The 20,695-nt window shown below is 68.3% G+C and carries 14 protein-coding genes and 2 pseudogenes; 10 read left to right on the forward strand and 6 right to left on the reverse strand.

The window, feature by feature from the left end:
* Positions 1–11 precede the first annotated feature (11 nt).
* Both ACF09J_RS34340 and ACF09J_RS34345 read left to right on the forward strand, forming a co-directional pair.
* Positions 12–4,532: an Ig-like domain-containing protein gene (locus ACF09J_RS34340; RefSeq protein WP_392309382.1), complete on the forward strand. Its 4,521-nt coding sequence runs from the start codon at positions 12–14 to the stop codon at positions 4,530–4,532.
* 860 nt (positions 4,533–5,392) lie between these two features.
* The gene (locus ACF09J_RS34345; RefSeq protein ID WP_392309383.1) at positions 5,393–5,671 is read left to right on the forward strand and encodes a hypothetical protein; all 279 of its coding nucleotides are present in this window, start codon (positions 5,393–5,395) and stop codon (positions 5,669–5,671) included.
* Positions 5,672–5,896: 225 nt separating this feature from the next.
* Here the strand turns inward: ACF09J_RS34345 and ACF09J_RS34350 are convergent, their stop codons facing one another.
* The 4 genes from ACF09J_RS34350 to ACF09J_RS34365 form a co-directional block, all read right to left on the reverse strand.
* On the reverse strand, positions 5,897–6,475 hold the full coding sequence (locus ACF09J_RS34350) for a NifU family protein (RefSeq protein WP_392309384.1): 579 nt from the start codon (positions 6,473–6,475) through the stop codon (positions 5,897–5,899).
* On the reverse strand, positions 6,472–8,409 hold the full coding sequence (locus ACF09J_RS34355) for a ferrous iron transporter B (RefSeq protein WP_392309385.1): 1,938 nt from the start codon (positions 8,407–8,409) through the stop codon (positions 6,472–6,474). The genes ACF09J_RS34350 and ACF09J_RS34355 overlap by 4 nt, the downstream gene beginning before the upstream one ends.
* A complete protein-coding gene (locus ACF09J_RS34360) occupies positions 8,406–8,711 on the reverse strand; it encodes a ferrous iron transport protein A (RefSeq protein WP_392309398.1) in 306 nt (101 codons plus the stop codon). Before ACF09J_RS34360 ends, ACF09J_RS34355 begins: the two co-directional genes overlap by 4 nt.
* A gap of 203 nt (positions 8,712–8,914) precedes the next feature.
* The gene (locus ACF09J_RS34365; protein ID WP_392309386.1) at positions 8,915–9,448 is read right to left on the reverse strand and encodes a hypothetical protein; all 534 of its coding nucleotides are present in this window, start codon (positions 9,446–9,448) and stop codon (positions 8,915–8,917) included.
* 325 nt (positions 9,449–9,773) lie between these two features.
* Between ACF09J_RS34365 and ACF09J_RS34370 the strand changes: the two genes are divergently transcribed.
* Positions 9,774–11,828, forward strand: a complete 2,055-nt coding sequence (locus ACF09J_RS34370; RefSeq protein WP_392309387.1) for a SpoIIE family protein phosphatase — start codon at positions 9,774–9,776, stop codon at positions 11,826–11,828.
* A gap of 893 nt (positions 11,829–12,721) precedes the next feature.
* Positions 12,722–13,483 (forward strand): sulfite exporter TauE/SafE family protein, encoded by a 762-nt coding sequence (locus ACF09J_RS34375; RefSeq protein ID WP_392309388.1) that lies wholly within the window; start codon positions 12,722–12,724, stop codon positions 13,481–13,483.
* 491 nt (positions 13,484–13,974) lie between these two features.
* Here ACF09J_RS34375 and ACF09J_RS34380 read toward each other — a convergent pair whose 3' ends face one another.
* Entirely contained in the window at positions 13,975–14,175 is a 201-nt protein-coding gene (locus tag ACF09J_RS34380) for a hypothetical protein (protein WP_392309389.1), read from the reverse strand.
* 395 nt (positions 14,176–14,570) lie between these two features.
* On the opposite strand from ACF09J_RS34380, the gene ACF09J_RS34385 reads away from it, so the two are divergent.
* From ACF09J_RS34385 to ACF09J_RS34410, 6 genes and pseudogenes are all read left to right on the forward strand, one after another.
* Complete coding sequence (locus tag ACF09J_RS34385) at positions 14,571–15,026, forward strand: ATP-binding protein (RefSeq protein WP_392309399.1); 456 nt, start codon at positions 14,571–14,573, stop codon at positions 15,024–15,026.
* A complete protein-coding gene (locus ACF09J_RS34390) occupies positions 14,950–15,501 on the forward strand; it encodes a hypothetical protein (RefSeq protein WP_392309390.1) in 552 nt (183 codons plus the stop codon). Before ACF09J_RS34385 ends, ACF09J_RS34390 begins: the two co-directional genes overlap by 77 nt.
* On the forward strand, positions 15,425–15,799 hold the full coding sequence (locus ACF09J_RS34395; RefSeq protein ID WP_392309391.1) for a PAS domain-containing protein: 375 nt from the start codon (positions 15,425–15,427) through the stop codon (positions 15,797–15,799). Before ACF09J_RS34390 ends, ACF09J_RS34395 begins: the two co-directional genes overlap by 77 nt.
* Before the next feature lie 747 nt (positions 15,800–16,546).
* Positions 16,547–16,813 (forward strand): annotated as a pseudogene (locus tag ACF09J_RS34400) (transposase); the annotation flags it as partial.
* Positions 16,814–17,115: 302 nt separating this feature from the next.
* Positions 17,116–19,482 (forward strand): M4 family metallopeptidase, encoded by a 2,367-nt coding sequence (locus ACF09J_RS34405; RefSeq protein WP_392309392.1) that lies wholly within the window; start codon positions 17,116–17,118, stop codon positions 19,480–19,482.
* Between the two features lie 276 nt (positions 19,483–19,758).
* Positions 19,759–20,382, forward strand: a complete 624-nt coding sequence (locus ACF09J_RS34410) for a nucleotidyltransferase family protein (protein WP_392309393.1) — start codon at positions 19,759–19,761, stop codon at positions 20,380–20,382.
* Here the strand turns inward: ACF09J_RS34410 and ACF09J_RS34415 are convergent.
* Positions 20,374–20,463, reverse strand: a pseudogene (locus tag ACF09J_RS34415) (IS5/IS1182 family transposase); the annotation flags it as partial. The gene ACF09J_RS34410 and the pseudogene ACF09J_RS34415 overlap by 9 nt on opposite strands.
* Positions 20,464–20,695: the final 232 nt, after the last annotated feature.

Raw genomic sequence — 20,695 nt, forward strand, 5'->3', positions numbered from 1 at the left:
AAGGAGCTCATGTGAGACGTCATACAACGGTAATATCCGCGCTCGCGGTGGTGGGGGCCCTCACGGCCGTTCCCGCACTCGCCGCGGACGTCGGGCCATCCAACCCCCACGGTTTCAAGGTGCCGCAAGCGGTACTCGACCATCTCGGCCAGGACGACTGGGCCAAGCTCCAGAAGATCCTGTCCGGCATCTCCGGTTCGGTGACGTCGCCGCTCAAGATCAGCGACGTCGACAAGGGCAGCTACACGACGGGCCAGCTCATGGGCAACGGCGACATCGGCGCCGTCGCTGCCGGCGTGTCCAACACTTCGCAGCAGTTCTACTTCGGCAAGAACGACTTCTGGGGCACGCTGCACGCGCAGGGCAGCTCGGTCAAGGACAATCAGGGCATCCTCTCCGGCGGCGGACTGGACATCTGGCCGACGACCGCGGCGGGTACCAACGCGGCGAGTGTGTTCAGGATGAAGCAGGACATCCTCAACGCCCAGGTCACCACGAACCTGGAGCTCAAGGACGACCAAGGTGCCGACGCTCCGCTCCAGCTGAACTCCTGGACCGCCGACACCGCGAACGTCTTCGTCACCGAGATCCGCAACAACGGAACCGGGCCGGTGACGCTGAGGGCCAAGCAGTGGGTCCCGGCGATGGCGTACGCGAACTCGAGCGCGACCGACCTGACCGATGCGCAGAAGACCTACCCGTACACCGGCGGAGTGGACTCCTCGCAGGCCAGTCCCGTCCTCTGGACGACGCGGGACAGCACCACCACCAACACGAGCGGCCATCGCAGCCGGATGGCGACCGCGACGACCGTCGTCGGCGCCGAACTCGTGAACCCGCGCGAGGAAATCGAAGCGAACGACTACTACGACAGCAACAAGGGCAAGTACTACAACTCGCTGGGCGAGTCCGGGAAGGTCACCGTCGCGCCGGGCGCGACCGCGTCCCTGGTCACCTACCTGAGCAGCAGCAGCGGCAACTACAACGCGATCAAGAGCGTCACGGACGTGCAGAAGGACGCCGTCGACGGGGCCCGCACGTATGCGTCACAGAGCGCCGTCGACCAGCTCAAGGCCGAGCACCAGGCCTGGTGGAAGAAGTACTGGCTCCGCAGCTACGTCCAGTTCGCCGATCCGGAAGTGGCCCAGTACTACTACGGATCGCTGTACGTGCTCGGCAGCTCGAACCGGCCGAAGAGCGCGAACGGGAAGGTGAACCCGCAGAACCTGCCGGGCTCGATGTACGGCGAGTGGATCCCCGCCGACAACGTCGGCTGGGGCGGCCGGTACTTCCTCAACTACAACCAGCAGGCCCAGTACTACGCGTCGGGCTCGACCAACCGCATCGACACCGAAGTGCCGTTCAACCGGGTCATCGCCTACGACCTGCCGTGGCAGCAGAACAACGCCGCCGCACAGGGACATGACGGCGCGGTGCACGTCCGGACGCTGTCCCCGTTCCACCTGCTGGCGAGCGACCAGCCGGCACTGAACTCGAAGGCGCCCGTGCCGGTCTACGGGTTCAGCTCGGGGTCCACGGATCAGAAGTCGAACGGCTTCTTCGCCGCGATCAACATGCTTTCCTACTATGAGTACACATTGGATGATCAGTACCTGCGCAAGGTGCTCTATCCGCACCTCAAGCAGCTGCTCGACTTCTACAGCTCCTACGTCCTGAAGCAGGACGACGGGAACGGGCAGTACCACTACTCGGTGATCGGCTCGTCGATCCACGAGGGCGACGCCGCCGACATCAACCCCGACCTCGACATCGGTGCGATCAAGTACCTGTCGAAGTTCCTGTCCGCGCACGCCAAGGAGATGGGCGAAGCCTCGGCCACCGTCGCTCGATGGAAGGACCTGGCAGCCCACACGGCGTTCCCGGAAGCCGGACTCCCCAAGGGCATCTTCTCCGCGAACAACAACGACAACTTCGTCCCGACGCTGATGGCCACGGACTACCAGTCGCCCAACCAGGCGCACGTCGACATGATCGAGCCGGGCGACCAGCCGGTCGAGCTCGAGGGTGTGGTGTTCCCCTTCGAGAACGCGCAGCAGCTCGACGGCGACCCGGAACTGCTCGGCAAGGTCCGGAACACGCTGGAGTACATGAACTCCTGGTCGGCCACCGGGTTCGCCGGCTGGAGCAGCCAGAATAACGGCTTCCCCAAGGTGTTCCCGATCGCGGCGCACGCAGGCTGGCCGGCCGCGGATCTGCTGGCGAAGTTCAAGACCGCGCTCAAGGCCAAGGTGCGCACCAGCAACCTGACCTACTACGGCAGCGGTGGCGCGGTCGAGACCGTCGGGGCGATGGAGGGCGTCAACGCGATGCTGCTGCAGAGCAGCACCACGCCGGACCTCCCGACGACCCTGTCGGTTTTCCCGAACTGGGACCGGACCCAGTCGGTGAGCTACGAGCGGCTGGGTGCGAAGGGCAACGTCGAGGTGTCGAGCGCGTTCGACGCGGACAAGGGCTCGGTGTCCTATGTGGACGTGACCAGCAAGCGGGACGGGAAGATCGCGCTGGTCGACCCGTGGGCCGGCGGCCGCCCGGTCATCCAGGTGGTCAACGCCGACAACACGCTGGGCGAGCGCGTCGACTACGACGTGCAGGGCGGCAAGCTCGTGTTCAACACCAAGCAGGGCAGGCGGTACATGGTCATGGTCGACACCACCGACCAGACCCACATCGTCACCGGCATCTCGCTGTCCACGTACTCGACGACGCTGGTCCACGACAGCGCGAACCGCCACGCTCCCGCGGGCACCGGCACCGTCACGGCCACACTCGAGGGCGGCAAGCCCGGCGACACGGTGGAGTGGAAGTCCTCGAACAACCAGGTCGTGAAGGTGACCGGGTCCGGGAAGACGGCGACGATCCAGGCGGTCGGCACCGGCGGCGGCAAGGTCGCGAACGCGACGATCACCGCGCGCAGCGTGGAACGGGGCGGTTTGTCCGACAAGGGGGTGAGCCAGACGATCAACGTCAAGGTCGCCGACGTGTCCACGGTCCCGACCGGACTGCAGTTGCTCAGCCCGTCGGAAGCGACGATCTACGGGCCGGCGTCCACCAGTGCCAGCACCGGCAAGGTGACCGGCACGAACCGGCTGCAGCTCACGGCTTCGGTGTCGCCGGTGGGCGCCTACGACCGGCGGATCGCGTGGCGGTCGAGCGACCAGAACGTGGCGATGGTCGACAAGAACGGGCTCGTGATCGCGCGCGGGGCGGGCACGGTGGAGATCACCGGCACCAGCATGGCCAACCCGAGCCTGCCGCCGGTCACGACCACCGTGAAAGTGACCTCACCGGGAGCTGACTTCAGCAAGTACAGCCCGTTGGCCTCGGTACTCGCCGCGGCGAAGAAGGTCTCGGCGTATTCGGGCGACACCACCGCAGGTGGCGGCTTCAAGCGGGTCTCGACCAGCCGGGACTGGGAAGGACGGCAGGAACGCCTCCAGATGGCGTACATCAACGCCTTGGGCGTGAAGGCGCGTTACTCCGGGTATTCGGCGGTGAACATCAGCAAGGACACCGCGTACTTCGCGGCCATCGCGCTGAACGAGGCCATCAAGGCGATCGACCCGGCCCTCGAGGTCACCCTGCCGGACAAGACCGATCTGGTCACGGCGATCGCCGACGCGTCGAAGCTGACCGCGGACGACTTCGCGACCCCGAAGGCGTGGGATGACCTGCGGGCGGCGCTGGCCGCGGCCCGGAAGGTCAACGACGACCCGCAGGCGACCCAGGCGGACGTGGATGCCGCCTGCACCGCGCTGGCGTCGGCAGCGTCTGCCGTGAAATCCGGGGACGTTTCGGATGTGCCGAAGGCCGACCTGTCCGGCGTGAGCGCTGTGGCAGTGCGCGGCGGGCACCTGGTCCAGCTGGTCGCCGGGACCGGGCGGACCTGGACGGTGACTGCGGCCGACGGGTCGGCCGCGCCGGACGCGACCATCGACCCGAGCGGTGGCCTGCTGATGGTGACGGGCAACGGCTCCTACCAGGTGACGGCGAAGGCCCCGGATGCCGCGGACGTGGCGGTCACGGTGACCTTCACCGACGTACCGTCACCGCTGCGCAACCTGAGCCTGAACGACAACGGCAACGGCACTGCGTTCGGCTCGACGAGCGGGGGTTCGTACCCGCCGCGGAACGCTTTCGACGACAATCCGGGGACGTTCTACGACCACAGCTCCACAACGCCGTACGTGGGCTGGGACTTCGGCAGCCCGACGCCCGTCAATGTGCTCCGGTTCCTGCCGCGCTCGGGTACGAACGCGGCCCGGATCGCGGGGGCGAAGCTCCAGGGCTCGAACACCTCGGAGAGCGGCGGCTTCGTCGACCTTGTCACGATCGACGACAGCCCGAGCACAGCGAACTCGTCGTCCTGGTACGTGAAGGCGCTCAACAACAACACGGCCTATCGGTACTACCGCTGGCTGGGCACGAGCACCTCGCACGCGAACGTGGCGTCGATGGAGCTGTACGCGGCCAACGACCGCCAGGTCACGGTCACCACGACACCGGCGAACTGAAGCAACTGACGAAGCGGCACTTTCCCTCCGAGGAAAGTGCCGTTTCTTCATGCGGCGGCCGCGTGCCGACCAGGCTGTACGGCGTCGTACCGGGACCTCTGGCGGCTGATCCAGCATCGGCATCGTCAGACCCTTACCCGTACCACCCCGACCCCGGCCCCGACCCAGGCCGCCAAGCTCAGCCGCACCCAACTGCGGTCGCTATTGAGGAAAGCTAGCCCCCGCGGTCGTACCAGTCGCTGACGCCGAGGCCGAGGACGAGCGAGCCCGCCGGGTACCCGCCCATCACAGCCATGCCCGACCTGGTCCCAGCCGCTGTCGAAGAACATGAGCGTGCGCGCACCTTCCACGACGTGACGGGCAGGAAGCAGCCCGCCCAGCGCGTCGAGCGCGCCGGACAACGCCTCGACGGGGACGGCCCCTCCGGACAGCGGGACGGGCGCCGGTGGGGCCCGGCCCGTCGGGACCGGACCCCAAGACGACGGGGTCCAGCCCGTTGCATCCGGAGCCGGAGCACGTCGTGCTGGGGCGATGCCGGCGCGGCGGACGCGCCGGCACCAACCTCGCCGTCCAGGCACTCGCTGGCGACGTGCCCTCAGACCGCATCCGTGCGCCCTCCCCTGCCTTCGTCGCCGCCCTCGATGTCTGACGCCGATACGGAGCAGGCCATGCCCCTTCCCGTTCATCCAGGGGCGGCGTACTCCGTGGTGACGCGGGCGAGCCGGACAGGCAAGCTTGTCCAGCTACCGCACCCTCTGCACGAACGGTTGGCGCTCCGCCACACCTGCAACCAATAGGATGGTGCCCCCACGGAGACGCTCCGCAGGGCACCATCCCTCCCCTGAGAGAAACGTCTCCTTATGTTGATCGCAACCGCCGCCGTGGGCGTCACGGTCTTCTGCCTCACGCTCTGGGGCTCGCTCACTGTTGCCCGGATGCGGAACCTTCCCGCGTCGCGCAGATACCTCCCCGTGTCCCTCTTCCTGATCGCGCTCGGCGCCAGCCTCCTGCGCGCCTTCGGCATCGACCAGATAGCCAGCGCCATCGCCTTCCCGTTCACCCTCGCGGCCATAGTCCTGTCGCTCCGCGAGATCCGCACCCGACGGAGCAGGGACCGAGCCGGGCTTCACACCAGCTGAACCTGCAAACGCGACGCGGGCCCGCCGCGGCTCCACCCCGCTGGAGCGTCCTGAAAGGTCCAACACCGCCCACGCGACCGACTCCGAGTACGAGATCCGGCAGGCGATCAACGGCGGAGCGCACGTCTACCCGGGGCATCCGTGATGGCTCCCTCCTCGAGTGCGCCATCGAAGAGGCGACCACGGTGGTTGCCACGAATCCCGTCGCCGCCCCTCCTTTTACGGTCACGCGCTGCGGCGGCGCAGGGTGAGCCATGTGCGTCTTGCCGCCCTGCCGGGCTCCTGCGTGGCCCGCAACTCGACCAGATCGGGGAACCGGGCACGCAGTTCCGCCTCGAGGCGGGAGTGGAGGGTGAACCCAGCAGCCGGGCAGTGGGTGCAGGTGCCCGCCATCCGCACCTCCGCGTGCCGGTCGTGGGCGGAGACGATCGTCACTTCGCCGCCGTGGGAGCGGATGTAGTCGCCGGCGGATCCGTCCAGGACGTCTTGCAGTGCGGCGCGCAGCAGGTCGTCCTCGGTGACCACGTCGGCCGGCCGCCACTGCTGGGGGTGCTGCAGTGCGGCGCTGAGCGCGTCGCGTACCCGCGCTCCTGTGCCGGACCAGCTCCGGCCGTCGGCGAGCCGGATCACCACGGCCCCTGCCTCCACCTCGATGAAGGCGATGTCTTCGGAGTGGAGCATTGTCCCGAGCTCGTCCGGTGCCTCGGCGATCTCTCCGACGACTGGCAGCGTGCCGGCCGGGATCACCCAGCGGACGGTCTTCGGGTCGGCCGTGGCCTCGGGGTGCATGGGGATGACGCTCATGCCAGCAGTCCTACGACGGTGTGCGTCAGGAAGGCCATGGTCCAGGCCAGCACGAACATATAGCCGAAGGCGACGGCGGGCCATCTCCACGAGCCGGTCTCACGGCGCATGACCCCGACGGTCGACATGCACTGAAGCGCGTAGAGGAAGAAGACCAGCAGGGCGGCTGTCGTGGCCGGGGTGAAGAGCTTCTCTCCCTGGTGCGGCCCGTCGGTGTAGGTCATGCGGGCCAGGGTTTCGGCCGGCTGGTCGGGGTTCTGGGCGGCAGCGACCTGGCCGAGGGTGGCGACGAACACCTCGCGGGCGGACAGCGATCCCAGCACGCCGATGTTGATCCGCCAGTCGAACCCAAGGGGTTCGAAGACGGGTTCCATGGCGTGACCGATGTCGGCCGCGTAGCTGTGGTCGACCTCATAGGCCGAGACGGCGGTCCGGTCGGCCGGGTCGACTCCGGCGGAGCGCAGTTGCGCATCGCTGTGCATGGGCAGGCTGAGCAGCAGCCACAGCCCGATGGTGACCAGCAGGATGATCCGGCCGACCTTGTGCAGGAAGCCCTTGCAGGCGCTCCACATGGCCTCGGCCACCGACCGCGGCCGCGGCAGCCGGTAGGACGGCATCTCCATGTAGAACGGCAGCACCGGCCCGCCCCGGCTGCTGAACCGCTTGAAGACCCAGGCCGTCGCCATGGCCGAGAGCGCGCCGACGAGATACAGGGCGAACATGACGACGCCCTGGGCGCCGAAAGGACCGACGCTGGTATCGGGACTCACCAGCAGGCCGGTCAGCAGCACGTAGACCGTCAGGCGCGCCGAGCAGGTCATCAGCGGCGCGCCCATCATGGTCGCGAAGCGGTCCTTGGCCGACGGCAGGGAGCGGGTGGCCATGATGCCGGGAATGGCACAGGCGAGGGAGGAGAGCAGGGCGACGAACGCCCGGCCCTCCAGCCCGGCCCTGGACATGAGCCGGTCCATCAGGAATGCCGCACGGGAGAGGTAGCCGCTGCCCTCCAACAGCGAGATCATGAGGAACAGCAGGGCGATCTGTGGCAGGAAGACCACCACGCTGCCCAGGCCGCCGATCAGGGCGTTGCCGAGGAAGCCGGAGAGCAACGGGTTCGAGACGTACTCGGTGACCAGTGTGCCGAGCCGGTCGAAGAGGCTCTGTACCGCGTCCTGCAGCGGTGTCGCGACGGTGAAGATGATCTGGAAGAACGCGAACATGGTGGCGAAGAAGATGAGCGTGCCCCACAGCGGGTGCAGCAGCACGGCATCGATGCGCCGGGTGCGGTGATCGACCTCGGGTACCTGGTAGTCCGCGCTCTGCAGCAGCGACTCCACCCAGGCCCGTCTCTGCGAGGGGTCGGTGGGCGGCGGGACGACCGGCCGCTCCCATGCGGCCCGGTCGAGCAGCATGGACTGCAACTGCGCCAGGTCGTTGCGTGACCCGCTTGTCACCGCGACGACCGGCACGCCGAGTGCACGGCGGAGGGCCGAGACGTCAAGGGTGCCGCCGCGGCGGGCCAGTTCGTCGCGGAAGGTGAGCACCACACAGATCGGCAGACCAGTCTGCATGACCTGGGCCAGCAGCCCGAGAGAACGACGCAGCGTCGTCGCGTCGATCGTGACGAGAATCCCGTCGGGTGTGCCGATGCCCGGGTTGTCCGGGTCGAGCACATCGGCGACGACCTGCTCGTCCGGGCTGATCGGGTCGAGACTGTAGGTGCCGGGCAGATCCTCGATGACCACCTCGTGCTCGCCGACACGCGCCAGACCCTCATAGCGCGCGACGGTCACTCCTGGGTAGTTACCGGTCTTGGTCCGCAGGCCGGTCAGGGCATTGAAAAGCGTGCTCTTGCCCGAGTTCGGACTGCCGACCAGAGCCAGACGAGTATTGCCGGTGACCGTCTGGGCCACCGGACCGCAGTGCGCGCTCATGCAGTGCGCCGTACACGGATGCCGGCGGCCTGCGCCTTGCGCAGTGCCACCTCGTACTCCACGACCTGGAAGACAACGGGGTCACCGAGCGGCGCCTTCCGCAGCACGGTGACCTCCGCGCCGGGGGCGAACCCCAAGTCGAACAGTCGTCGCGCGGTGCTCGGCTCGACCGACGCATCGATGTCGATCACCTGGCCACTCATCCCGGGTCGAAGGTCGGCCAGCCGCGCATCCCCCGCTGAATCCGTCGGCACGGACGGACCGCTCTGACGCGCACCCAACTGCACTGAGACCATCGACATCCTCAACCCCGGGATCACCTAAGTAGCTTAGGGCAGGCTAACCTTTTATCCCGGTAGCGGCAAGATCGAGCGTGCCCCCTGATGAGGCCAGCCTCACCACCGTGAAGTGGGCGCGCGCCTCCACGCCGGCTCGATGACGGTCCAGTTCTGGCACCTGTTCCCGGACACGGGCGCGACGTACTCCGATCTTCCGTGCCTGGCAGTCAGGCCGAGACGGCCCGCCTCGCCCCGGTGATGGACCAAGCCGCCGTGGACCACAGGGTCAGCGCACAGCCGACTCCCACGAGGGTGAAGACAGCGCCTGGAGAGGCATCCGCAGCCCACGCCAGGAGACCGGCGATGCCGAGGACAGTCAGAGCCACGCCAGGAACGACAAGCCGGCGGTCGGCGAAGACACGGGCCAGAGGGAGGAAATGTAGCCCGACCACGACCGCGACCAGCGGCATGATCAGCTCGGGGACCCCGCCCGCGCCGCAGCCTGTGGCGATCGCGGCGATGAGGAGCCACTGCACGGCATTGACCTGCCCGAACCGCCGTCGCTGCAGGGGCGGCAACGGCTGGCGTACCTCACCTGCCGGTTCCGGCGGCGGTCTGCGTGCCACCAGTACCAGGGTGAGCGCGACCGCCAGTCCCATCAGGAACGCCGCCCCCATGGCTGCGCCTCCGAAGTGCCCCAGTCCGGCGAGCAGCCAGCCCAAGCCGAAGAACGCGTAGAAACCGACCTCCGTCTTGATCACGCGGTCAGTGTAGTCAGGAAACCTGGCAGCCCGTCAGTTCGCCGGCGTCCTGTCATCACCGCGCACCGCGCCTGGACGGAAGGCTCAACCTCAGCCCTCCATGTCCTTGCTGGTCAACGCACTCGCACTCGCTACGCACATACCAACTACCCGCGTACACCCCGGATTCGCCCTTGTCGCCGTGCTCCCTCGCAGCCTCCTGCAGCGGACGTCTTACAGCTCCCGTGCTCCTTGTTCACGGTGTCACGCCGGACCTCGTGGATCGATTCGTGGTCCTCGCGCGGATGGCGGGACAATGGAGCAGAGCAGCCTGGGAGGAGTCCCTATGCGCCGTCCCGAAGCATTCGAGCAGGTGGCCGAGGCGGCGGGGGTGGGCCGGGGTGACCTCTGGCTGGGCGAATCGCCGGTGGCCGCTGTATGGGTGGACGCCTCGGGCCGCATCGTTCACTGGGATGCGGCGGCCGAGGCCCTGCTCGGCTACTCGGCATCGGAGGTTCTGGGCAGCCGGGGCGAGCTGCTCGGGGTCCCGCTGCTGGAGCGGATCGCCGCCGGACGTGCCACGACGGAGTCCTGCACGGCGCGGCACCGGGACGGACACCTGGTGAAGCTCGCGGTGTGGGCCAACCCGGTCACGGAACCGCCCGGTGACGGCGACGTGCTCGCGTTCCTCGTGGACGTTTCCGAGGCGCTGGAAATGCGCGTGTCCCGCACTGTCCTGGACGGGCTGTTCAGCCACTCTCCGATCGGGCTGTGCGCCCACGACAGCAAGCTGCGCTTTCTGCGGGTCAACGCCGCCCTGGAGGCGATCAACGGAGTGCCGGAGGCCGAGCACCTCGGCCGGCGGCTGACCGATGTGCTGCCCGGTGTCAAATGCGCCGAGGTGGAGAGGGTGATGCAGCGGGTGCTGGACACCGGCGAGACCGTGATCGACTTCCGAGCGACGGGCCGCACCCTAGCAGCCCCTTGCGAGGACCGGGTGTGGTCCTCTTCCTACTTTCGTCTGGAGGACCCTCGGGGACGCCCGTTCGGTGTCGGGGCCTCGGTGGTCGACGTCACTGCACGGGTCCGGGCCGAGCAGGCGGCAGCGGAGGGGCGCCGGCGGCTCGACCTGCTCAACGAGGCCGGCACGTGCATCGGTACCACTCTGGACATGGGGGAGGCCGCGCAGGAGTTGGCCGACGTGACGCTGCACGGGCTCGCTGATATCGCCACCGTGGATCTGATGGCGGCGATCGCAAACGACCCCGGCGCGGATCCTGGCACCGACCTGACCGGTGGCATCGCGTTGCGGCGGCTCGGCAAGGCCCCGGCCTGGGGATCGCCGGCGGCCGAGGTCCTCGCCCCGCTGGGCGCGACCCTGCGCTACCCGGCGGATGCACCATATGTGCAGGCCATAGCATCTGGGGCCCCCTTCGTGGTGGCCGCTGTGGACGAGCGGGCCATCACCGCCTCCTCCTGCCACACCGACGCCGTCCGGCGACTTCGCGAGTTGGGGGTGCGCTCCCTGCTGATCGTCCCGCTGCTCGCCCGCGGCCGGGTGCTGGGAGCGGCCACCTTCTTCCGGACGGTTTCCGCCCGGCCCTTCTCCTCCGACGACGTGACGCTGGCCCGCGACATGGCTTCCCGCGCGGCCGTCTACCTCGACAACGCCCGTCTGTACACCCGCGAACACGACACGGCCGTGACGTTGCAGCGCAGCTTGCTTCCCGACCGATTGACGCCCCCGCCCGGGATCGAGGTCGCCCACCGCTATCGGCCCGCGAGCGACGTCAACGAGGTCGGCGGTGACTGGTACGACGTCGTGCCGATGCCCGCAGGACGGACCGCCCTGGTGGTCGGGGACGTCATGGGACACGGCATCGCGGCCGCGGCCGCGATGGGAAAGCTGCGCAGTGCCATGCGGGCGCTCGCCCGCCTGGCACTGTCCCCGGAGCAGTTGCTGCGCCAGCTGGACACCAGTCTGGCGGATCTTCCCGACGCGCCCCTGGCCACCTGCGCCTACGTGGTCTGTGACCTCGCGGACGGCCGCTGCTCGATCACCCGGGCAGGCCATCCCCCACCCGCGGTCGTCCGCCCCGGCGGCACGGCCGAACTGCTGGAACTGCCCGCCGGGGCGCCGCTGGGAGTCGGCGGCATCGACTTCGTACCCACCGAGCTGCAACTGCCCCCGGGCAGCATCCTCACCCTCTACACCGACGGCCTCGTGGAGACCCGCTGCGCGGACCTCGACCAGCGCCTGACCCAGCTTTGTGACGTGCTGACCGCCAATTCCGCGCTGCCGCTGGACGACCTCGGCCGAACCGTACTGGACCGGCTCGGCCCCTCACCCGACGACGACGTCGCCCTGCTGCTCGCCCGGATCGGTTCCTTGGAGCCGTAGGGCCGGCGGGACAGCTGCTGATGGGCGGCAGCCCATTGACAATGCCCGCCGGGCGACTCACGGACGGCGGAGCGGCAATGGTGCTGCACAGTCGGGGGACCATGCCGGCGTGCACGCCTACGGGGTACGGCACGCCCGCCGCGTTGTGCGCTGGTCGGCAACTCGGCCTGCCGCCCGGCTTTTCGGGGCTGGGGGTCTTGGACGCCACGCAGGGCCTGGTCCGCCCGGGCCATGGCCGCGGGACCGACGGGCCGGTACCGGCCGCTCTCGTGCAGCACGATCACGAGGAGGGCGCCATAGGGCTCCTCCAGGCCGGTCAGGCTGATGATCAGGACGCTGCGGACATCGGGCAGAGCCCAGATCTCCCCGCGCTTCACAGGGTGTCGCCCTCGCCAGCCAGGTCGTCGCCGATGCCGATCGCGGCGAGTTGCCGTGCGGCGTCGAGGGTGGCGGAGCGGCGGGCGGCGCGCGCGACGTACGCGTTGACGCTCATGCTGGCCTCAGCGGCGGCCGCCCTGAGGGCGGGGTGCCGCCGCCGGGCCCCCGGCGCGGGGAGCTGTAGGTGCCCCTGCGCCCACTGGGCGACCTTTCGCAGACCTTCAGCGAGACTTTCCGGAAGAACTCGCCCACGCGGTTGTCGTTCTTCAAGCGGTCGAAATGCTCCCCGGCCCGCTCCTTGATGACCTTCCCGAGGTGCGTCCACGCCCCGCGGACTAGGTCAGTGATCAGTCGCAAGTTCATGATCGCGGAACCTGTGCCCATCCCGTCTGCAAGCCGAACTCGCCTGTCACCCAGCTGGGTGACCTCTAATGGCTCAGACTAAGGCCTAGCCTAAGGCTGGGTGCTCCGATGACGCATTGTGAACCCGCTCGCCGCAGGGCGATGCTCGGCAGGTGATCGAGTCTTCTCTTGTCCTGCTGGCCGGTGTCGCCGCCGGATTCCTGAACGCCATCGGGGGCGGGGGAACGTTCGTGGCGCTGCCCGCTCTCGTCGCCTTCGGCCTGCCACCGGTGACGGCCAACGCGGTGTCGCGAGTCGCCCTCGTACCCGGCGCCGCGGCCAGCGCGTGGGTATCCCGACGCCAACTCAGCCCTGTCGGGCCTACATCGACGAAGGCGCTGACAGCGATCAGTGTGATCGGCGGTGGAGTCGGTGCCGGCCTGCTGCTGGTGCTGCCCGCATCGTCGTTCGACGTCGCGGTACCGTGGCTGCTTGCCTTCGCCACAGTGGTCCTCGCCTTCGGCCGCCACCTTTCCAGGGCGTTGAGCAGCGCGCTGGGCCGCTCGGTCGGCATGGGTTCACGAGCCGTCCTGATCGGACAGTTCTTCCTCGCCGTGTACGGCGGATACTTCGGCGGAGCCGTAGGCATCATGATGATGGCCCTGTGGAGCATCGGCCTCGGCCTCGACGCCGCGGTCAGCAACCCGATGCGGATCACGCAACTCGCGGCCATGTACCTCAGCGCGACCGCGCTGTTCCTCATCGCCTCGGACGCACTGAGCGCTCCGCTGCCCCTCACCGCCATGCTGGTCGGCGCCGTGGGCGGCGGCTTCGCCGGCGCCCACCTGGCCCGCCGTCTTCCCGCCTGGCAACTGCGCGGCATCCTCCTGGCGACCGCCGTGATCACTTCCGTCCTGTATTTCCTGCGCGGCTGACCACACGGAAAGCTGCAGCGATCACCGCCATCGTCGGAAGCGTAGGCCGACTGACATGACCGATAGTGGCGCGGGAGCCGCCGCACACTGCATAGACGTGGCGTGAGCGAGGCTGGCGTCGGCCTACGAAGCATGCGAACCGGCCGACCTCGCCCCGTGCCAACATCCCGCGGTCACCGGCCGTTGGCGGCCGGAACAGCACGTCAATGGTGCGGGCTTCGGGGACGGAGCGTTGCCAACTGCGTGCGACACCGCCGTGTTCACGCGCAATCTGGGCGGCGAGCCCGCGGCGGTATCCGCCGGCCTCTCGCAGCATCGCCAGAGTGAGTTCGCTGGGTCGTGCTGCTCACGCCCGCGCCCGTCACCTGCCTGCGCCCGGCCCTGCCCAGCAGACCGGCAGCACGACAACAGCTCACGGCGCTGATCGATCAGGCGTCCGCAGGTCACGGCCGCCGATGCAGTTGTGGCTGTGCTGAGGGCTCCCCTCGGGTTCACCAAGATTGAGATCGCGTTCGACTGCGGTCGAGAAGCCTCCGGATCAGCAAGAACGCACCCACGGCGATCAGGGCCACTCCCATAAGGATCAAAGCCACCCCGATGGCGATCAGAAACGTCCCAACGAGGACCAAAAGCGCCCCAATCAGGACCAAGAGCGTCCCGATGATGAGGAGAAAGATCGCGAGGACGGTCACGGTTGTCTCCTGTCCTCCCTCCCGCTCTGGCTCCTTCCCCGCCCCCGTGCGAACACTCTGCTTCACGATCACCGACGGCTTGCCGCGGCCATAAGGAGGTGGTCCGACATGTTCGGCAACTTCGGGCCGGCGGACTCACGACCAGGCCGGTACCTGCCGGGGTCCGGCCACGAACGAAGCCCCCAGGGCGGGCCCTGGGTCCAGGTGGGCTGTCCCAGGAAGTTGGTGACAGGCGACACGCCTGACGCGGAGGCCCTCGTGTCGAGGGATCCCTGGCGCTTCACCTGCTGGAGCCGCTGAACGGCCTCGGGCACACGACGGTCCACAGGTGGCTTCCTGGGACGACAGAGGTCGTAGTGGCGGGCAGACTGGTGGCATGGCTACGCCTGGTCCAGATGGTGCGCCGTTGCGTCGGTTGCCACCGCGGCCGCAGAGCGCCGCGGCTGCCCGGCGGTTTCTGCGGGAGGTACTTACTGGACGGGGCGTCGTCGGATGTGGTGGACACCGCGCAGCTGCTGGTCAGCGAGTTGGTGACCAACGCGGTGATGCACGCACAGACCGAGGTGGAGGTGCGGGTTTGGGCCGTGGACGGACGGGTGCACGTCCACGTCAGCGATCAGAACCCGAACCGCGTCCTGGTGCCCCACACGGGCGGCACGGCGTATGCGGGTACGGGACGGGGCCTGGCCATGGTCGAGCAGCTGGCCTCCAGCCACCAGCCCGGAGCCGCCGACCTCGGGCTGGAGCATTCCTGCCACGCCACTTGGTGCGGCGGTGACCGTGGAGCTGGTCGATCTGCCCGGCGCGCTGCATCCGGCGGCCCAGCAGCACCGCGACGCACTGCTGCGTGAATCCCTGCCGGCGGCATCTGCGGGCGACCTGCCCTCGGTCCCGCTGGAAGACCTGTTGACCGCGCACGACACCAACCACCTCATCAGCGCGCGTCTGGCCTCCGCGTCCGAACTCCGTACCCGCGGGGATCTGCACACGGTACGCGTGCAGATCCCTGCCGACGCCCACGAAGCCGTACTCACCCTGGACGGGATGCTCGATGCGGCCAACGAAGCAGCCCGCATGGGACGGCTGCTGACCCGGCCGGCTCTGCCGCAGATCCGCGCCGCCAGTCGCTGGCTCCTCGGGCAGATCACCGACCAGCTCGCCGGGCAACCCCCCCCCCACTGCCTGGAGTGTGGCGCCCCGCGAGCCCAGCGCTACGTCCCCCGAGCTGGCCCCCTGGGCTCCCGGCCGGTTGCAGGAGAGCAGCACCCCGACCATCGCCGCCGACGACGGCAACCGGATCATCGCCGCGAACACGGCAGCGGCTGACCTCCAGGGCTGGCACGCAGGCGACCTCATCGGGCAGCGAATCACCGCGATCATCCCGGAACACCTGCGCGAACGCCACATCGCCGCCTTCACCTCCCTGCTGCTCACCGGACAGTCGCACATCCTCGGCCGGCAGGTCACCATGCCGGCCCTCCACCGCGACGGCAGGCTGATCGAGATCAGCCTGTGCATCCAGACGCAGGAGGCGACCGACGGCCGCAGCGTGTTCGTCGCCCGCCTCACCGGAGGAAACCGGAGTTCATCGAACGGGACGGGGACCGCACCGGCGACCGGATGACGACTGCGAAACAGAAGCTGTTTCCGAACCCTGCTGGCCCAGGCCACGGACAAGGCCTTCGGGACGGACGGCATCCTGGATGCAGACCGTCCTCGGCTCCGCAACGCGCGCCCGCCGCGCAGTCGAGATCAAGGCCGCGGCAGAGGCTGGCGCCCGCTCTGGAAAGCTCGCCCGGTGCTCGAGGATTCTCCCCTGCGGCGGGGCGCCCGGGCCCGGTTCAGGGCGCCCCGGCGGCAGCACCGGCACAAGCCTCCAGGCGTGTTCTGTCCGCCGCGCCCCAGCCGTCCAGAAAGCGGCCCGGGCGCGGCGTTTCCATGCGAGCCCCTCAGCTGTGCCCGGCGACCGGTTCCCACGGCGGGCGGCAGCCATCGGTCGAAGTGGCGCGTTCGGCGGTCCTCCTGGAAGGGCCCGCCGAGATGGCAGCGTCGGCAACTGATCTTGCAGAGGCGCTCTTCAGAGCGTTCGGATCCTCGTATCCGTGGCGTCAGGGCTTGCGCCCAGGGAAGTGATGTACGGACTCCCGCCTGATCCGGGCGTTTGCCCTGGCGTCGGAGTGAGTGTCCGGATATGAGAACGGCCACCGGCTGATCCTCGAGATGTCGAAAGCTCGAAGGAGATCAGCACGATGACCGCACCCGACGGTCTGCCCCTGCACGCTCTCGCGGAGGAGAACCTCGCCTCGGCGAGTCCCGATCTGCTGCGCGCGATGATCAAGACGTTCGCCGACGCGCTCATGTCCGAGGCAGCCGTCGTGCCGAGCAGGCCCTCATCAGCGTGGTCGCCACCGCCTACCTGCTCGGGGTCAGCACCCGGCGGGTCGAGAAGCTCGCCGAGTCCCTGGGCGTCACCCAGCTGTCGAAGTCTCAGGTCTCGGCGATGGCCCGGCACCTGGACGAGCAGGTCACCGCGTTCCCCAACCGGCCCGTGGATGCCGGTCCGTATGCGTTCGTCTGGGTCGATGCCCTCACGCAGAAGGTCCGCGAGGGCGGCCGCGTCATCAACGTCCACGCGCTGGACCGGCACCTGCACCACCTGCGGCCGACCCCTTGCCCCAAGCAGACCCAGAACCAGAACCTAGCGAAGCACTACTTGGCGTAGTGAGGGATAACCCTCGAATCACCGTCCCCCTGAGTGACATGAACCGGCCAAAGCTGCCACTCTTCCTCCAGCCACGACCGGACCGTCGCGGTGACCGTTCCCCCCGCACCGTTCAGCTCGTTCCGGACAGCACGTCCCGTCTGCCCGGTCTCTCAACGGCCGCAGGACTCGCGGCCGCAGCAGGAGGAGTACGAGTGAGACACAATCCCCGTCGGGCAATGGCGGCAGGCGCGCTGGTGGCGTCCACCGCCCTGCTCGTCCTCGGCACCCAGGCCGTCCCCGCGACCGCCAAACCCGCCCCCCATACCGGCTCCCTGCGAACAGGCGCGCTGGAGGCGAAGCTCACCGGCGCCCAGCGCGCCGCGCTGATCAAGAGCGCGGATGACAACTCGGCGCAGACGGCGCGCTCCCTCGGCCTGGGCTCGAAGGAGAAGCTGGTCGTCAAGGACGTCGTCAAGGACAACGACGGTACGCTGCACACCCGCTATGAGCGCACCTACGACGGTCTTCCCGTCCTCGGCGGCGACCTGGTCGTGCACACCCCGCCGGCCTCCGAGGCGTCCGGCACGGTGAGCACCACCTTCAACAACAAGCGCTCCCTCAAGGTGTCCACCACCACCGCGGCGATCACCAAGTCGGCCGCCGAGACCAAGGCGCTGAAGACGGCCAAGGCCCTCGACGCCGAGAAGCCCGCGACGGACAGCGCCCGCAAGGTGATCTGGGCCGGCGACGGCACCCCGAAGCTCGCCTGGGAGACGGTGGTCAGCGGTTTCCAGGACGACGGCACGCCCAGCAAGCTGCATGTCATCACCGACGCGACCACCGGTGACGAGCTGAACCGCTTCGAGTCCGTCATGACCGGCACCGGCAACACCCAGTACAGCGGCACGGTGACGCTGAACACTACGCTGTCCGGCTCGACGTACCAGCTGTACGACACCACGCGCGGCGGCCACAAGACGTACACCCTCAACGGCGGCACCTCGGGCACCGGCACCCTGATGACCAGCTCCAACGACGTCTGGGGCAACGGATCCGGGTCCAACACGGCGACCGCGGCCGCGGACGCCGCCTACGGCGCCCAGACGACCTGGGACTTCTACAAGAACACCTTCGGCCGCAACGGCATCAAGAACAACGGTGTCGCGGCCTACTCCCGGGTCCACTACAGCAGCAACTACGTCAACGCGTTCTGGGACGACAGCTGCTTCTGCATGACCTACGGCGACGGCTCCGGCAACACGCACGCGCTGACCTCGCTGGACGTGGCCGGCCACGAGATGAGCCACGGCGTCACCGCCGCCACCGCCAAGCTGAACTACTCGGGTGAGTCCGGCGGCCTGAACGAGGCCACCTCCGACATCTTCGGCACCGGCGTGGAGTTCTACGCCAACAACGCCTCGGACCCCGGTGACTACCTCATCGGCGAGAAGATCAACATCAACGGCAACGGCACCCCGCTGCGCTACATGGACAAGCCCAGCAAGGACGGCGCCTCCGCCGACTACTGGTCCTCCACCGTGGGCAGCAAGGACGTGCACTACTCGTCCGGTCCGGCGAACCACATGTTTTACCTGCTCTCCGAGGGCAGCGGCGCCAAGACCATCAACGGCGTCAGCTACAACAGCCCGACCTCGGACGGCGTCGCCGTCACGGGCATCGGCCGGGATGCGGCGCTGCAGATCTGGTACAAGGCGCTGACGACGTACATGACGTCCAGCACCAACTACGCCGGTGCCCGCACCGCCGCCCTGAATGCTGCCGCGGCGCTGTACGGCACCAACTCCACCCAGTACGCCGGTGTGGGCAACGCGTTCGCCGGGATCAACGTCGGCAGCCACATCACACCGCCGTCCTCGGGCGTGACCATCACCAACCCCGGTAACCAGTCCTCCACCGTGGGCAAGGCGGTGAGCCTGCAGATCTCGGCCTCCACCACCAACGGCGGAGCGCTCACCTACAGCGCGACCGGTCTGCCGGCCGGTCTGTCGATCAACAGCTCGACCGGTGTCATCTCCGGCACCCCGACCGCGGCGACCACCTACAACACCAAGGTGACGGCGACCGACAGCAAGGGGTCGTCCGACTCGGCCTCCTTCACCTGGACGGTCAGCACCTCCGGCGGCGGCTCGTGCACCTCGGCCCAGTTGCTGGGCAACCCGGGCTTCGAGTCGGGCAACACCGTCTGGACCACAACCAGCGGCGTGATCGACAACAACCAGAACCAGCCGGCGCACAGCGGTTCGTGGAAGGCCTGGCTCGCCGGGTACGGGACCACGCACACCGACACGCTGTCCCAGTCGGTGACGATCCCGGCCGGATGCAAGGCGACCTTCAGCTTCTATCTGCACATCGACACCGCGGAGTCGACCACCGGCTCCGCGTACGACAAGCTGACGGTGACTGCCGGGTCGACCACGCTGGCGACGTACTCGAACCTCAACGCCGCCGCCGGTTACCAGCTGAAGTCCTTCGACCTGTCCTCGTTCGCGGGCTCCACGGTCACCCTGAAGTTCACGGGTGCGGAGGACTCCATCCTCTACACGGGCTTCGTCGTCGATGACACCGCTCTGACGGTCAGCTGACCTGTGTTCCATCCGTGGGGGCCGCCCGCCAGGACGGCCCCCACGGCGCGTTTGCCGGCCCTTCTCATGCGTCAACCGCGGCCCGTGGTCCCGTGGTCGGTTGGCACCACCCGGCTCGGCCGCCCTCGGTCTGAACCGACGGCATGGCGTTTCCTCCGTTTGGGCGTCGGCGTGGCACTGATGCTCTAACTGATCATTTCCGAATGAGATCCATCAGGAGGGCCTCGAAGGCGGTACGCACGCACTGTTGGCCTGCCGCGTGGGTAGGCATGAGCGGTGATTGGTCGCCTCCCGCTCGACGAGCAGCTCGCTGCCCTGAAGTCTGTGCTGTCTCGTAACGAGGTGCTGTTGGAGGTGTTGAACCGCACGGCGCGATTGCGGCTGCCGGGCTGGTACCTGACGGCAGGCTGCCTGTTCCAGACCGTCTGGAACGTGGCCACGGACAGGCACCCCGCCAGCGGGATCAAGGACTACGACGTCTTCTACTTCGACAATCACGACCTCTCCTGGGAGGCGGAGGACGCTGTGATCAAGGCCACCGACGATGCCTTCGCCGGATTGCCAGCAGAGGTCGAGGTCCGCAACGAGGCCCGCGTCCACCTGTGGTACGAGCAGAAGTTCGGCGTCGCGTGCGCTCCCTACGCCTCCACCGAGGCTGCCATCGACAGCTTCGCTGCTACTACCTGCTGCTTGGGCGTTCGCCTGGAGCGGGATGGGCAGTGGCGCGTCTATGCACCGCACGGGCTCGACGTGTTCAATCTCGTCGTCCGGCCCAATCCAGTGCTTGCTCCGCGCGACGTGTACGAGACAAAGACGGCTCGCTGGCGACAGCAGTGGCCCGAGCTGACCGTGCTCGACTGGCCTTCAGAGCCCACCAACCTGACGCCTGCCTCAACCTGATGCGCGGAGTCGACGCAGACAGATGATGCTGCACGCGAGTTGAAGCAGGCCGACGTGGAGGTCAGCGCGCCGTTCGTGGCGGAAATAGGGCGGCGTGCAGCCTCGGCCAGACGCCGGCCTCGGTTTTCGATCTGCACGACGCCTTCGCCTCCCTCGCATGCGGTCTCATCTGCTGGAGACGCCTCAAGAAGGTCCGCCCATGATCGTGTTACGAGCTCTAAGACGTCATCTCATTTGGCTCAGTAGGCTGTTGGTCGTGGCGGGGATTGTTGAGCAACTGGTGCCGGACGTGTTGTGGGAGCTGTTCCAGCGA

It is taken from the genome of Streptomyces sp. NPDC014889 (genome assembly GCF_043081205.1).
In the GTDB taxonomy this organism is placed as follows: domain Bacteria; phylum Actinomycetota; class Actinomycetes; order Streptomycetales; family Streptomycetaceae; genus Streptomyces.

Bases quoted from the DNA above. Each gene is read 5' to 3' on its own strand.
- ACF09J_RS34345 (WP_392309383.1), top strand. From the start codon at position 5,393: ATGTTGATCGCAACCGCCGCCGTGGGCGTCACGGTCTTCTGCCTCACG.
- ACF09J_RS34350 (WP_392309384.1), bottom strand. From the start codon at position 6,475: ATGAGCGTCATCCCCATGCACCCCGAGGCCACGGCCGACCCGAAGACC.
- ACF09J_RS34405 (WP_392309392.1), top strand. From the start codon at position 17,116: ATGGCGGCAGGCGCGCTGGTGGCGTCCACCGCCCTGCTCGTCCTCGGC.
- ACF09J_RS34385 (WP_392309399.1), top strand. From the start codon at position 14,571: ATGGTGCGCCGTTGCGTCGGTTGCCACCGCGGCCGCAGAGCGCCGCGG.
- ACF09J_RS34360 (WP_392309398.1), bottom strand. From the start codon at position 8,711: ATGTCGATGGTCTCAGTGCAGTTGGGTGCGCGTCAGAGCGGTCCGTCC.
- ACF09J_RS34355 (WP_392309385.1), bottom strand. From the start codon at position 8,409: ATGAGCGCGCACTGCGGTCCGGTGGCCCAGACGGTCACCGGCAATACT.
- ACF09J_RS34370 (WP_392309387.1), top strand. From the start codon at position 9,774: ATGCGCCGTCCCGAAGCATTCGAGCAGGTGGCCGAGGCGGCGGGGGTG.